The organism is Clostridiaceae bacterium HFYG-1003, from assembly GCA_024579835.1.
In the GTDB taxonomy this organism is placed as follows: Bacteria; Bacillota; Clostridia; order Clostridiales; family Clostridiaceae; genus JG1575.
The window spans coordinates 353776-366952 of sequence record CP102060.1 but is presented as its reverse complement, the minus strand read 5'-3'; the positions used below and the strand labels follow the sequence as shown (position 1 = coordinate 366952).

Annotated in this window: 15 protein-coding genes and 1 pseudogene; 4 read left to right on the top strand and 12 right to left on the bottom strand. The window is 53.9% G+C overall.

The window, feature by feature from the left end:
* Nucleotides 1-286: 286 nt before the first annotated feature.
* Nucleotides 287-448 (bottom strand): zinc-ribbon domain-containing protein, encoded by a 162-nt coding sequence (locus NQU17_01670; protein ID UUM12289.1) that lies wholly within the window; start codon nt 446-448, stop codon nt 287-289.
* 234 nt (nt 449-682) lie between these two features.
* Complete coding sequence (locus NQU17_01665) at nt 683-1510, bottom strand: tryptophan-rich sensory protein (protein UUM12288.1); 828 nt, start codon at nt 1508-1510, stop codon at nt 683-685.
* 401 nt (nt 1511-1911) lie between these two features.
* Between NQU17_01665 and NQU17_01660 the strand changes: the two genes are divergently transcribed.
* The 4 genes and pseudogenes from NQU17_01660 (at nt 1912) to NQU17_01645 (ending at nt 3791) form a co-directional block, all read left to right on the top strand.
* The gene (locus NQU17_01660; GenBank protein ID UUM12287.1) at nt 1912-2358 is read left to right on the top strand and encodes a hypothetical protein; all 447 of its coding nucleotides are present in this window, start codon (nt 1912-1914) and stop codon (nt 2356-2358) included.
* Between the two features lie 257 nt (nt 2359-2615).
* Nucleotides 2616-2792 (top strand): 4Fe-4S binding protein, encoded by a 177-nt coding sequence (locus NQU17_01655; GenBank protein ID UUM12286.1) that lies wholly within the window; start codon nt 2616-2618, stop codon nt 2790-2792.
* Nucleotide 2793: 1 nt separating this feature from the next.
* A pseudogene (locus NQU17_01650) lies at nt 2794-3294 on the top strand (4Fe-4S binding protein).
* A 215-nt stretch (nt 3295-3509) separates the two neighbouring features.
* On the top strand, nt 3510-3791 hold the full coding sequence (locus NQU17_01645; GenBank protein UUM12285.1) for a metalloregulator ArsR/SmtB family transcription factor: 282 nt from the start codon (nt 3510-3512) through the stop codon (nt 3789-3791).
* Nucleotides 3792-3903: 112 nt separating this feature from the next.
* On the opposite strand, the gene NQU17_01640 is transcribed toward NQU17_01645, so the two are convergent.
* The 10 genes from NQU17_01640 to aroB all read right to left on the bottom strand — a co-directional run bounded on the left by NQU17_01640 (nt 3904) and on the right by aroB (nt 13135).
* Entirely contained in the window at nt 3904-4143 is a 240-nt protein-coding gene (locus tag NQU17_01640) for a thioredoxin family protein (GenBank protein UUM12284.1), read from the bottom strand.
* 95 nt (nt 4144-4238) lie between these two features.
* Nucleotides 4239-5243, bottom strand: a complete 1005-nt coding sequence (locus NQU17_01635) for a permease (GenBank protein UUM12283.1) — start codon at nt 5241-5243, stop codon at nt 4239-4241.
* Nucleotides 5244-5261: 18 nt separating this feature from the next.
* Nucleotides 5262-5612: a metalloregulator ArsR/SmtB family transcription factor gene (locus NQU17_01630; protein UUM12282.1), complete on the bottom strand. Its 351-nt coding sequence runs from the start codon at nt 5610-5612 to the stop codon at nt 5262-5264.
* Nucleotides 5572-5847, bottom strand: coding sequence for a hypothetical protein (locus NQU17_01625; protein UUM12281.1), 276 nt, complete (start codon nt 5845-5847; stop codon nt 5572-5574). The genes NQU17_01630 and NQU17_01625 overlap by 41 nt, the downstream gene beginning before the upstream one ends.
* Before the next feature lie 255 nt (nt 5848-6102).
* Nucleotides 6103-7488: a group II intron reverse transcriptase/maturase gene (ltrA, locus tag NQU17_01620; protein ID UUM12280.1), complete on the bottom strand. Its 1386-nt coding sequence runs from the start codon at nt 7486-7488 to the stop codon at nt 6103-6105.
* A gap of 545 nt (nt 7489-8033) precedes the next feature.
* A complete protein-coding gene (gene aroQ, locus NQU17_01615) occupies nt 8034-8486 on the bottom strand; it encodes a type II 3-dehydroquinate dehydratase (protein ID UUM12279.1) in 453 nt (150 codons plus the stop codon).
* Complete coding sequence (locus tag NQU17_01610; GenBank protein ID UUM12278.1) at nt 8467-9711, bottom strand: shikimate kinase; 1245 nt, start codon at nt 9709-9711, stop codon at nt 8467-8469. The genes aroQ and NQU17_01610 overlap by 20 nt, the downstream gene beginning before the upstream one ends.
* Entirely contained in the window at nt 9708-10823 is a 1116-nt protein-coding gene (gene aroC, locus NQU17_01605; protein UUM12277.1) for a chorismate synthase, read from the bottom strand. Before aroC ends, NQU17_01610 begins: the two co-directional genes overlap by 4 nt.
* Nucleotides 10813-12066 carry a 3-phosphoshikimate 1-carboxyvinyltransferase gene (gene aroA, locus NQU17_01600; GenBank protein ID UUM12276.1) on the bottom strand — a complete coding sequence of 418 codons (1254 nt, stop codon included), beginning with the start codon at nt 12064-12066 and terminating at the stop codon, nt 10813-10815. Before aroA ends, aroC begins: the two co-directional genes overlap by 11 nt.
* On the bottom strand, nt 12050-13135 hold the full coding sequence (aroB, locus tag NQU17_01595; GenBank protein ID UUM12275.1) for a 3-dehydroquinate synthase: 1086 nt from the start codon (nt 13133-13135) through the stop codon (nt 12050-12052). The genes aroA and aroB overlap by 17 nt, the downstream gene beginning before the upstream one ends.
* Nucleotides 13136-13177: the final 42 nt, after the last annotated feature.

The following is a 13177-nucleotide window of genomic DNA, read 5'->3' as shown; positions in this document are numbered from 1 at the left end:
CTTCACCCATTTTTGAGGGGTTCGGCTCCTCCTTGTCCGCTTTCACGGGTTTTCTTAACGAAGCTGCAGAATTCACTTTATGTTACAACCTGCTGGTTTGCTCGTCCGACGACCTGCCGGTACTTTATCACAGGGTTCCAACCTTAGGATCTCTCCACCAGTTGCCTGATAGCTACTGAGCGTCTTGGTACTTACTCAGACCGGACTTTCACCCGTTAGCAATTAACGGCTTGCTGGGCACGCCAAAAAATATAGAAAGAGCAGAAGTTGCCTTCTGCTCTTTGAATTAGTATCTTCTGTTGTTGCTCTGAGCTTTCTTGGCTCTTCTGCAGTCAGGGCATCTTACCGGTTCGTTTTCGAATCCTTTTTCCTTGTAGAATTCCTGCTCTCCAACGGTGAATGTGAATTCATTGTTGCAATCTCTGCATACGATCGTCTTATCTTCCATTTTGTTCTCCTCAGCTACAGTTGTTTCTTGTTGTGTATACTGAAGCCTAAGGATCAGAAATAAACATTTGAAAACTGTACTTTAATTTTTATTATCCTTTCGGACAAGATTAATCATAACAGAGAACTTGGAAGAAAGATATACTATTTCAAAATAAAATTTTTATTTTTTCCAAGATTCTGCTGACAGCTCGATAATTGTGCCGGTGCAAGGCTCCAGGATTGGATTCAGCCATCACAGGTTCTTCAGCTTGTTTCGTTCCGCCTTGATTTGATTAATAAGCACAAAGAGAATCGTCACGAGAATCAAAATGATGGATCCCATGGCGGTAAAGACGACGGAGGGATATTTAAAATTAAAATTCTCCGGTCGAATGTGCTTGGTTACGATGCCGCTGTATGCCCAGACAAATACCAGACCGTACGCGATGTCCCGATTGCGGTAGGTGGTAACAATACCTATGACGATCCCGATGATCAGAATGGCCACGGTCCAGATGGTTTCGGAAATTCCCAGCCCATTCCACTTTATGTCTACCAGCAGCGTCGTTACGTTGGCAATCGTGGCCACAGTAATCCAGCCAAAATACACACTGAACGGGAGACGGATCAAAAAACTCTGGAGCAATGATAACTTTTCTTTTCTGGTCTGCAGGTTAATCAGCAGGAGGCAAACCAGGATAATCAGCATCAGAATCAATGAGATCAGGATCTGCCGATAATGCCAGGCGAAAATCCAAAAGATGTTGGCGATGGAGGACACGCTGAACAGAATTCCAACCGAACGAAGCAGCTGTGACTTCTCCCGGACACCCGCCCCTCCGAAAAAGCCCAGTTGATAGGCCGAGTACCCGGCCAGCAGGAGGTATATTACACCCCAGATGGCAAAGGTGATTCCCGCCGGCGCAAACAGGTTAGGATAGGCATCTGACACTGCTCCGGTCGTAATTCCGTTGATCGGCAGAATGTTGGCCGATGCATTGACACCGATCATGCCAAGATAAGTAAGCACCACTGCGTATTTCACGCCGGGTTTTAAAGTTGGGTCCGCTGATTGAATCATAGAAATACCTCCTCTGAAATTCTTGTCGGAACCGAATTGAAATTATAAAACCATTGAACTCCTGTGGCTCTGAAGATTCAGCCCGCAAGCCAACCCCAGGATCTTCAGCAATACAGTGTGATCTCCCCTACGTCTCGCACTCTGCCGCTGTCGGCTCAATGGAGCCGCCCGATTCTTCAATTTACCCAAATTATAGTACATTCCGCAAGCTGTTATGGGAGTGATAACAATATGTTCTTACTTAATTTGCAGATTGGCTACCACATATTCGAGGGTGCCAACCTAGAAATCTGCCCAGAAGCTGAATTTAACGCGGATAAGCAGTAAGATAAGATTAATATCAAGATCAAGTGGACTAACCCGTAGAAAAATAACTGCGTAAAGCGAAATGGAGGACAATCATGGAAAAGAAAAAAAACGACTCTTACCTGCCTTGGATCCTTATCCCCATCGGAGGTCTTATCGCCCTGGCCGGAGCCTATCTGGTCTATTTCCTTCTGTTTCGAAGCCTTCAGCGATTCTTCATAAACCAGGCACAGCCGGTGTTTACGCCCATGGCGCTCCGGGCAGGTTATGCCCTGATCCTCTGGCTTGCGTACGCAGTATTCTATCGCTCCAGGGCTTCGGACCTGCTGAAAGCAATGTTCCTGCCGGCTCCTATGGCCACCACAATCATTGCCTTCATGATCTTGTTTTACCAGAATGCTGCGCTGGGCTTCGCCCTCGCCTTCCTGGTTTCCGGACTGGTTCTGCTGTTCCTGGCAAGAAGCCGAAAGCCCTGGTTTTATTACTACGCAGCAGTCCTGTCATTGGGAGCGGCTTTGTTTTATGGATGGCCCGCGGCTTAACCCGGGCTTTTTTTTGAATCAATGCCAAAAATGCGGATCGGTTAAGAATCCGAAAATTAAAATATGATATTTGCCCATTTTAACAGAATGAAACGATCCCATTTTTCAACCTGTTGGTTGTTATTCCTTCGACAAGCCTCCTCGTTCTTGACAGTTCTTTCGTCGGTTTGATATATATATATAAGTAGTTTCTAATTTACTTATATGGAGGTCCTGCGATGGAAACCGTCAAGAAAAAATTTTGATCTCATGCATTTGTGACACAGGGCTGTGTTGCCTGCGGCAATTGTTTGAATGCCTGCCCGTTCGCTGCTATTACCATTAACCGTGGAATTCGGGCCAAAGTAGATCCGGATCGCTGCAAAGGCTGCCGCAAATGCGTTCAGGCCTGCCCTGCATCGATCATTGTCATGGAAAAACGGGAGGTGGTGTAAGATGAAACAAGCCAAGAAAAAGTGGTCTGACTACCTGTGGATTGCCACAGCTCTCTACCTGTTCCTCGGATTTTTTAATATCCTTTTCGCCTGGCTGGGACTGCTGTGCTTTGCCATTCCTTTAATCATCGCTCTGTCGGGAAACGGCAAAGCCTACTGCAATCACTACTGCGGCCGAGGCAAGCTCCTGGAAATGCTGGGTTCCCGCTTCAAACTCTCCCGCAACCGCCCCATGCCATCGTGGATGAAATCTCAGGGCTTCCGCTACGGCTTCCTGGTCATGTTCACCACCATGCTCTTTGCCACCTGGCTGGTCTTCCGGGAAGTCCGAACCCTGCGTGAAGTCGTCACCCTGCTTTGGACATTCCGTCTGCCCTGGCACTGGGCTTATCATACTCCGATCGCACCCTGGATCGCTCAGTTCGCCTTCGGCTTTTACAGTGTTATGCTTACCTCCACGGTGCTGGGACTGGTCACCATGGCACTCTACAAGCCCCGGTCCTGATGTGTCTATTGTCCCATGGGCACCGCCACTCAGGGCATCTGCATCCTGAAAGACAAGATGCGTGCCGGAGAAAGCGAATTTGAATTCTAGCGATATGGCTCACCTTTGTTCTCCGAATTTATTTCCCGTTGGTTCATGAGTGGATGGGCCGCATCACCCGTGATAAGATGTAAGATAACAAGATCGTTGAGTGAAAGGGAGTTCAAGGCACAATGGAACAAAACGCAAAAGACATCGCACAGATTCTGAAAATCATGGGCAATGAAAACCGGGTGCTCATTCTCTGTCAGCTGATGAGATCCCCTCTCACCGTCACGGAGTTATCCGAGCGCCTGTCCCACATATCTCAGTCAGCACTGTCACAGCATCTGGCCGTTCTCAAGGCTCATGGCATCCTTGATTCTGAAAAAAAGGGACTCCACATCACCTATTCGCTGAAGGATGACAGGATCCTGGCTGTTCTTGATGTTATTCGCTCAAAATTCTGCGAATAACAGCCGGCTCCTTGATGAAGCACAAAATACTGAAATAAAACAGCCTGACCGACCATCCACGAGGACTGCCGGTCAGGCTGTTTTTTTCATCGAGACAGGCCTACTGCCTGAACTATGAAGTTGGATCCAAAAGCTGTCTGATCTCTTCCACTGTTGCCACTTTTCCCATGACTCTCACCGTGTCATCCACCACCAGTGCGGGAGTTCGCATCACCCCGTAGGCGACTATTTCTCTCAGGTCTTCGACCTTTTCTACTTCCCCCTGCAACCCCAGTTCTTTGAGGGCTTCCTTGGCGTTGGCTTCCAGTTTTTTGCAGTTGGCGCAGCCAGACCCCAAAATTTTGATCTTCATCCTGATTCCTCCCGGAATTTTTTTCTTATTATAATTTCCATTGCTGGAGATTACTCTCCCCATTTGGGGGATTCTTTTCTGCCAAATCCCCAGAGCTAAATCAACAGATGCCCGAGCATATTGAAGACATAGCCGATCAGAATAATGCCCAGGGTCACGACCGAAAAGAAGACGGCCAGAAGCTTCGGCTTGACCACTTTCTTAAGCATGATCAGGGAAGGCAGCGATAAAGCCGTCACGCCCATCATGAAGGACAGGACGGTGCCAAGGCCAACACCTTTGGCCAGCAGCGCTTCGGCGATGGGCAGTGTCCCGAAGATATCAGCGTACATCGGCACGCCGACGAAGGTAGCAATGAGCACGGAGTACCACTTATCCTGCCCCAGAATGGCGGCAATGATGGATTCGGGAATCCAGTTATGGATGGCTGCGCCGATTCCAACCCCCAGGATGACATAGAGCCAAACCCGACGGACGATGTCATTCACCTGATCGACGGCGAATGCAATCCGATCTTTCACGGTCAGTTCCTCTGATTCCACCTCTGCCATGGCGGTGCCAAACACGAAGGATTCCACATAGTCTTCCAGCTTGGCCCGGCTGATAATCGTACCGCCCAGGACCGCCAGAATCAACCCTACCACGACATACGCCAGGGCGATCTTCCAATTGAAGATGCTGGCCAGCAGGATGATGGAGGCCAGATCCACCAGCGGGGAGGAGATCAGGAAGGAAAACGTAACGCCAATGGGCAACCCCGCGCTGGTAAAGCCAATGAACAGCGGAATGGAGGAACACGAGCAGAATGGCGTGATGGTCCCCAGCAGTGCCCCCAGAATATTTGCGCTGATTCCGTTGTAGCGACCCAGAATCTTTCGAGTTCGCTCCGGCGGGAAATAGCTTTGAATATAGGAGATGGCAAAAATCAGGAACGACAGCAGCAGGAAAATCTTGATCACGTCATACACGAAGAAGTGGACGCTGGCGCCCAGACGATCCTGGAGGCTCAGCCCAAGTCCCTGCTCCACCAGAACCGCTACCCCATCAGACAGCCACTTCATCTTTAAAAACTGGTCATTGAAAAATTGAAAAAAAGCCATGGTCATTGCTCCTCCACTTTATCGCACCGGCACGCAGCAGGTCGTCAGGTAAGTATCTTTCTCTTTGAGTCTTGCCTGATCCTCCATCAGCCGGGGATACTGCGCCAGGTTCTCCATGATATCCGAAAGCAGCTTCATCAGCATCGGATGATCCCCCTTCAGGGTGTAGAACACAAACTTTTCTTTCCGTTCATCCCGTACCAGGCCCAGACCCCGCAATTTCGCCAGGTTCTGCGATATTCTTGGCTGCGATATTTCCAGGATTCCGCCCAGCTGACAGACGCAAAGTTCTTCCTGATACAGAAGAACCAGCATCCTGAGCCTCGTTTCATCCGACATCAGCTTGAATAGATTCACTAATTGATTCATAATACCTCCCCGATACATCCAAATTTGAATCACCCACTCTTGGAACATTCAAAGAAACATTCACTGAAAAGTTCACTGAGGAGCTAATCAAAATTTTACGCTTAATCATATTCATATATGTTAATACGTTAATATCATAAAGCCAACTTCTTTTCCTGTCAATGCTTTCATCATCGAATTTCGATCCATTTTTTATTGCTTTTCTATCGGTACTTTCTCCCCTCTTCTGTTCCACCGACCAGGCTTGTTGCAGCACCACCCTGGTCAGCCTCCGGACGGATTCTTTGCAATGAGCTCTTTCCTATTCTCTTTCCTATTCACTTTCCACTTCTCATTCCACTTATTAACGGGGTCTCTTTCCCCCTCTTTTCAGTAAATTTCTTTTCGGATCTGTTTCGAGGTACAATCGAGTAGGAGGTAGCTGATTAATTCAGCTACCGACCTCTCACACCACCGTACGTACCGTTCGGTATACGGCGGTTCAATCGCTTTAGTGCTTACGCATTCGCTCGTACTGATTAAGGATTTCAAAGTATCCTGCCTGTACGAGCTTTTCGTTTGTTATGGAGCGTGCCAAGACCGGACTTCCGGCAATACGCCAATATCCCAGCCTGGAATTTCCCCATTGGTAGGCTTGCCATGCCGGGATTCCCAGTTTCCGCAAGTTATCCACCCTTGTTCTGGGTTTCTTCCACTGCTTCCAGATGTACATTCTCAGTCGTCTTCGAAGCCATTTATCCCACTCAATCAGCGTGTTCTTGATTGAAGCGATGTAGTAGTGGTTCAGCCAGCCTGTGATATAGGCTTTGACCTCTTTCATGACTTCTCGTACGTTCTTTCCCCGGTTGCGCCTGGTTTTCTCCTTCAACTTCTGCCTGGCTTTCTTCAGGGAGCTTTTATGGGCTCGTATGTAGTTTCCATTCTTATTCTTGCCCATGGCGTAGCCCAGAAACTTGAACTTCCTCGAATAGATACTGATGGCCCGGCTCTTTTCCTGATTCAGTTTTAGCTTCAGCTTCTCTTCCAGGTACTTTCTGCTGGATTCCAACAGACGCTCGGCGGCTCGCTGGCTCCTTGCCAGTACCACGATGTCATCGGCATACCGAACAATGGCCACCCCTCTGCGCTTCATCTCCCAGTCATATTGATTCAGGTAGATATTAGCCAGCAGGGGGGAGAGCGGCCCGCCTTGCGGTGAACCTTCCTCCGTTTCGGTGACCACCCCTTTTTCCATGACTCCGCTTTTCAAATAACTCTTTATGAGCTGTGTCACTCGTTTGTCCTGGATCTGCTGACGAACAAGATTCATCAGCAGTTCGTGGTTGAGTGTATCGAAGTATTTGGACAAGTCTACTTCTGCAACATGGATGTAGCCTTCGTCTGCATACTCCTTGACTCTCGCCATGGCCTTCTGACAATTCCGGTCCGGTCGGTAACCATAACTTTCATCCGCGAACACCGATTCGAAGATCGGGGTCAGTTTGAGGGCAATGGCTTGCTGGAGTATTCGGTCAATGACCGTGGGAATCCCCAGCATGCGTTCGCCGCTTCCATCTGGTTTGGGAATCACTGCGCGTCGAACCGGGTCGGGTTTATACTTCCCTTCCCGGATCTTCTGCCTGAGCTCTTCCACATTCTCCTGCAACCATGGCAGTACCGCCTCGACGGTCATTCCATCGATGCCAGGTGCTCCGCGGTTGTCCTTGACCCTTTTGTAGGCTTCGAACAGATTTCTCTTATCCAGAATTTCCTCCAACAGGTCCTTAGCACCGCCTTGTTCGCTCCTTTTCCGAGCCTCGACGCTCTGCGCTCCTGCATACTCTTTGTGTTCCGCACTATCCCTTTGCAGGCAGCCCTTTCGGTATTCTGCTTTCACACGTCGACCTCCTTCTGAGTCGTTACTTAAGACTTACGATTGTTCAGCCCTTCCCAGAAAAAAAAATCCTGGTACTATGGCCTCGGCTGACTTCTCACAGCAAGCTTTACTCCATCCTTCGGATTTCCTGATGGATGTCTGTGAGACCTCCCCGGGTAAGAACGATAACCTTCATTCCATGTAGCCGTCCCATTTACCACAATTTAAACATAATGTCCGGATCCGGGTAGCATTGGACTTCTTCTTGTCTTGCAGAGTCGTCCTCCGGTTGTGGCCTTATATGAGATTTCTGTTCGTCGGCCCAGAACTTTGCCCGCCAGAACTCCTCGCCCTGACATCCGGCTGCCTTCAGATTCCACCTCGCGATGGACACCCTTGCCTTCGGCTAACGCTTCCTGCTACCGAGCGCGTAGTGGACTTTCACCACCAAGTTATCGCCCATGCCGGGCGCACAAGAAACGGACAGAGAGTCTCTGATCCGGTGCGGATTGGAGACTCTCTGTCAATTCAAGGAAAATTCAGCTGAGGTGGTTGGATCTGTTCGTTCATCGGCTGGTTTCTTTCAGGCTGCGGCAGTGGCTGACCAGGCGGCGCAGGGCTGCCAGATAGCTGTCGAACCCCAGTCCTTTGACGGTATCAAGGCAGGCCGGCCGTAGGTAAGAGATCCGGCGAAATGGTTCCCTGGTATCCGGATCGGACAGGTGAACCTCAATCGTAGGGATGCCTACAGCTTTCACCGCATCGAGCAGCGCGATGCTGGTGTGGGTATAGGCTGCGGGATTAATGATCAGGCCATCCTGTTTCTGATAGGCTCCCTGGATGGCATCCACCAGGGCTCCCTCATGATTGGACTGGAACAGGCTGACCTGGACGCCCAGGCAATCGGCTTCCTCCCGGATCAGCCGGCACAGGTCCTCATACGTGTCGCGTCCATAAATCTCGGGTTCCCGAATGCCCAGCATATTCAGATTGGGGCCGTTAATGACTAAAATTTTCAATGAAATCCCTCCAGATCATTGCTGCGGTGTCTTCCGGCGTGCCGCTGTTGTCGACAGCCGCATCTCGGAATAATTCATACAGAGGCTGGCGTTCCCGCCAGAGCTCCTCCAAATCACCTGCCTGAGACAGGGGTCGGCCTTCTCGGGCCAGCAGGCTCAGGGAGCGCTCCAGCTGATAAATCCGACCGTTCTGGCGCAGCGCGTCATAGTTCCTGCGATCCTTGACCACTCCGCCGCCGGTAACGATTATTTTCCCGCTTTCCCGACCGGCGCGCTCGACTTCCTCCCGTTCCAGTTCCCGGAAATACGCTTCGCCGCGGTCGGCAAACAGCTCTGGAATCGTCCGTCCGGCTCGCTCGACAATTCGCCGGTCCGTCTCAATGACTTCCCGTCCGGTCAGTTGACCCAGCGCTTGACCGACCGTGCTTTTGCCGCAGCCGGGCATTCCGATCAGGACCAGATTGGTGCTGTCGAAGCGCAGCTGGTTCAGAATTCGTTCGGTTTCTGATTCCGGAATGCTGCGTCCAAAAAACAGCTCTTCCGCCGCCACCGCCTGAGCCACCAGCATGGGCAGTCCGTCAGACCAGGGGATTCCCAGGGCCTCCGCCTGAAGCAGGAGCCGGGTTCGCTGCGGATTGTAGATCAGATCCAGAACGCCGCACAGCCGGGGGAAATCCCGCAGATCCACCAGCGTTTCTCCGGTTCGGGGATACATTCCCACCGGGGTGGCGTTGACTAGAATCTCGGCATCGCGATGTTCGGTGAGGTCCTCATACCGAACCGAACCGCCCCGGGTGACAGTGACAATATCTGCCGCTCCCGCCTGCACCGCCGCCTGCCGGACCGTCAGAGAAGCCCCACCTCCCCCCAGGATCAGAACCTTTCGATCTCGCAGCTCAAGGCCGCAGCGCCGAACCATGTAACGAAAGCCGGTCAGGTCGGTATTGTAACCATGCAGGCGGCCGTCCGCCTGTCTGACAATGGTATTGACGCTGCCGATCGCGGCAGCCTCCGGCGCAATAACATCGCACAGGGACATCACTGCCGTCTTATAGGGAATCGTGACATTCAATCCGGCAATGTCCGGATCCCGGAGAAAGTCCTTGAGTTCTTCCTGTTCTCGCTCAATCAGATGGTAGCTGTCGCAACCCAGGGCCCGGTGAATCGGAACGGACCAGCTGTGGCTCAGGCTTCGGCCGAGCAGGCCATAAATCGGCGCGCTCACGGGGTCACCGCCGATTCCGCGGTCAGCAGCGGAACGCCTTCCTCCAGCAGCAGGTCCAGCAGAACAATGGCCGTGACTGCTTCCACCACCGGCACCGCGCGCAGGGCGACGCAGGGATCATGGCGGCCGGTGATGCTCAGTTCAACCGGTTCCTGCCGGCTCAGAGATACTGACTGCTGCGGCTGTGCAATGGAAGGAGTCGGCTTGAGCGCCACTCGCAGGACAACGGGCATACCGCTGCTGATGCCGCCCAGAATACCGCCGGCATGATTGCTGGCTGTCCGGATTTCCCCAGCTTCCAAAACAAAGGGATCATTGTTGCGGGAACCACGCCGGGCCGAACCGGCAAACCCTGAGCCGAATTCCACGCCTTTGACGGCAGGTATCCCAAACAGAGCCTGGGCCAGGCGGTTTTCTATGCCCCCGAACATCGGGCTGCCGATGCCGGCGGGAAGACCGATGGCAACGCATTCAACGGTGCCGCCGATGGAGTCTCCTTCCCCGGCCACCTGCTCAATCAATGCCTTCATCCGGTCTCCGACCGCGTCATCCAGGACCGGAAATGATTTCGCCGCGACAGCCCGGAACAATTCAGGGTTCGGGTGCAGCGGGAACGCTTCATCCTCCATCTCACCGACCGAAGCCAGATGCGCGCCCACTTCTATGCCGCACCGGGCCAGAATTTGCCGGGCAATGCCGCCGGCGACGCACAGAGGCGCCGTCAGCCGGCCGGAGAAATGACCTCCGCCCCGCAGATCGGCCTGTCCCTTCCACTTGATCTGGGCGGCATAGTCGGCATGACCCGGGCGGGGTGTGTCCGCCAGCAAGTCATAATCGCCGGAGCGGGTATCCTGATTTTCGATGATTGCGCACAGCGGATCCCCGGTGGTGAGCCCATCCCGCAGCCCGGACAAAAAGACCGGTCGATCCGTTTCCCGCCGGGCGGTGGACCAGGGGTTTCTGCCCGGCGCGCGCCGGGCCATGAAAGCGTACAGAGCCTCCCGATCGATGGACAGGCCGGCCGGCAGCCCGTCCATGACCACGCCCACGGCTTTACCGTGGGACTGACCGAAGATTGTTGTTTTCAGGATCTTGCCAAAATCAGAGGACATGAACATTCCCTCCCAGGGACTGGTAGTCGTTGAAAAAATCAGGATAGGATTTCCGGACAGCTTCCGCCCCCAAAATCGTGACCGGACCTTGTGCCACAGTGGCCGCGATGGCTGCCGCCATCACGATGCGATGGTCGCCGAAGCTTTGGACTGTCCCTCCGGTCAGAGCGGATCCCTGAATGATGAGCTGATCCGGAAGTTCCCGGACCTGTCCGCCCAGGGATCGGATCAGCTCCGCCGTTGCCGTCAGGCGGTCACTTTCCTTGTAGCGCAGCCGGCCGGCGTGAATCAGTCGGGTTCCCCCCCGGGCAGCGGTGGCTGCCACCGCCAGGATCGGCAGGGCATCCGGGATTTGCCGCATGTCCACGGTGAATCCGGTCAGCGTTCCCGGCACGACGCGGAGACCCTCCGCCGAAGAGCTGAACGAAGCGCCCATTGCTTCCAGCACGCTGAGAATCTGCCGATCGCCCTGCCCTGAAGCGGGATCCAGTCCCTTCACGGTGATGTCACTGCCCAGGGCACCGGCGGTCAGGAAGAACCCAGCATTGGACCAGTCTCCCTCTACCGCCAGGTGCCCCGGTGACTGAAGCCGCGCCTGACCCGCCACCTGCCAGCCGCTGCCGCCTGGGGAAACAGAAGCCCCAAACTGTCGGAGTGCCTGAATGGTCATCTCAACATAGGGCCGCGACTCCAGTTCGGTGGTCACCTCGAGGCTCGAGTTTCCGGGCAAGACGGCCATGGCCAGAAGCAGACCGGAGAGATACTGGGAGCTGATGCTGCCGGATATGGAGTAATGTCCGGGCTGCAGCACTCCGGAGGCGGCAAAGGGCAGTCGCTCTGAGGAAAACCTGACGCCATGGTCTGACATGGCCTTGGCCAGGTCAGAAATCGGCCGGTCAGGCAGCCGGCCGCTGCCCGTAAATCGTGCCGCCGGACAAAGTGCGGCAGCTACCGGCAGCAGAAAGCGCAGGGTGGATCCGCTTTCGCCGCAGTCCAGCAGCGGATTGTATGGGACCTTCGACCAGGGCCGGACGAGAAGTCCCTGGTCATTTCGGGTAAATACAGCGCCCAGGGCTGACAGACAGCGCCGGGTCGCCTCAATGTCTTCCGATTGAAACTTCAGATCCAGCTGCGTCGGCTGATCGGCCAGGGCGGCGCAGATCAGCAGGCGGTGAGCCATTGATTTGGACGGGATGGCATTCACCGTACCGCCCAGCGGTCCCGGTTCAATTCGAACAATCATGAAATTCCTCCAGACCTGCCGCAAAGACGGCTTCCAGTTCGGTGACCGGGATGGTCTTTTCGACCCATTCGCCGATGCGGACCGGGATCACCAGGGTGATCTGCGTTCCCTTGCGTTTCTTGTCGCGCAGAGCTGCAGCGGCCAGCTGGGCCGCCTGGAACGGTGCTCTTACCGGCAGCTGATGATGCTCCAGAACCGCGCAGATTTTACCCGTCAGACCTGGCTCGCTCCAGCCCAGGGCTTCGCCGGCCCGGGCCATGATGACCAGCCCCATGGCTACCGCCTGTCCGTGGGATACGGTGTAGCCCGAGCACAGCTCAATGGCATGGGCCGGGGTATGGCCCAGGTTGAGAATCCGGCGCAGGCCTTGTTCCCGTGGATCGGCCGCCACGACTTCTCCTTTGAAGGTCAGGCAGCGGTCGATGATTTCGCGTAAAACGGAGGGTTCGGCGGGTCTGCGGCATAAGGCAAACAGTTCGTCTCCGGACAGAATCGCGGTTTTTACCGCCTCCGCCATTCCGTCAGCCAGAACCGGCCAGGGCAGCGTCGCCAGGCAGTCGATGTCACAGAGAACGGCACTGGGCTGGTGGAACAGTCCGGCCAGATTTTTGCCCTCTGCCAGATCCACCGCGCATTTGCCGCCGACGGAGGAATCCACTGCCGCCAGCAGTGTGGTCGGCAGCTGAACATACCGGATGCCGCGCAGATAACAGCCGGCAGCAAAGCCAGCCAGATCTCCCACCACACCGCCTCCCAGAGCAATCACGGCATCGGTTCGGTCAAGGCCCGACTCTGCCAGAAACTCCAGAACAAGGCTCAGTTCCCCCATATTTTTCGAGGCCTCACCGGCCGGAATGACCCAGGAACTGACTGGATAGCCCGAAGTCTCCAGACTGCGGGTGACCGTTTCCAAATACAGCGAAGCCACATTGGAATCCGTGATCACCGCAATGCGGCAATCTCCCAGAATCTCCCGGATCAGTTCTCCGGCATGACACAGCAATCCCTGTCCGATCAGAACGGGATAAGGCGGATCCACCGGTATGACTTGGTTTGACATGATATCCATGGTTTCACTCCTTTCGCTCCTGTCAGATTTTGTGCATGGCAA

Excerpts from the sequence above, each read along its gene's own strand:
- NQU17_01670 (UUM12289.1), bottom strand. The coding sequence starts at position 448 with ATGGAAGATAAGACGATCGTATGCAGAGATTGCAACAATGAATTCACA.
- NQU17_01665 (UUM12288.1), bottom strand. The coding sequence starts at position 1,510 with ATGATTCAATCAGCGGACCCAACTTTAAAACCCGGCGTGAAATACGCA.
- NQU17_01660 (UUM12287.1), top strand. The coding sequence starts at position 1,912 with ATGGAAAAGAAAAAAAACGACTCTTACCTGCCTTGGATCCTTATCCCC.
- NQU17_01645 (UUM12285.1), top strand. The coding sequence starts at position 3,510 with ATGGAACAAAACGCAAAAGACATCGCACAGATTCTGAAAATCATGGGC.
- NQU17_01640 (UUM12284.1), bottom strand. The coding sequence starts at position 4,143 with ATGAAGATCAAAATTTTGGGGTCTGGCTGCGCCAACTGCAAAAAACTG.
- NQU17_01635 (UUM12283.1), bottom strand. The coding sequence starts at position 5,243 with ATGGCTTTTTTTCAATTTTTCAATGACCAGTTTTTAAAGATGAAGTGG.
- NQU17_01630 (UUM12282.1), bottom strand. The coding sequence starts at position 5,612 with ATGAATCAATTAGTGAATCTATTCAAGCTGATGTCGGATGAAACGAGG.
- aroC (UUM12277.1), bottom strand. The coding sequence starts at position 10,823 with ATGTCCTCTGATTTTGGCAAGATCCTGAAAACAACAATCTTCGGTCAG.
- aroA (UUM12276.1), bottom strand. The coding sequence starts at position 12,066 with ATGATTGTTCGAATTGAACCGGGACCGCTGGGCGGTACGGTGAATGCC.
- aroB (UUM12275.1), bottom strand. The coding sequence starts at position 13,135 with ATGGATATCATGTCAAACCAAGTCATACCGGTGGATCCGCCTTATCCC.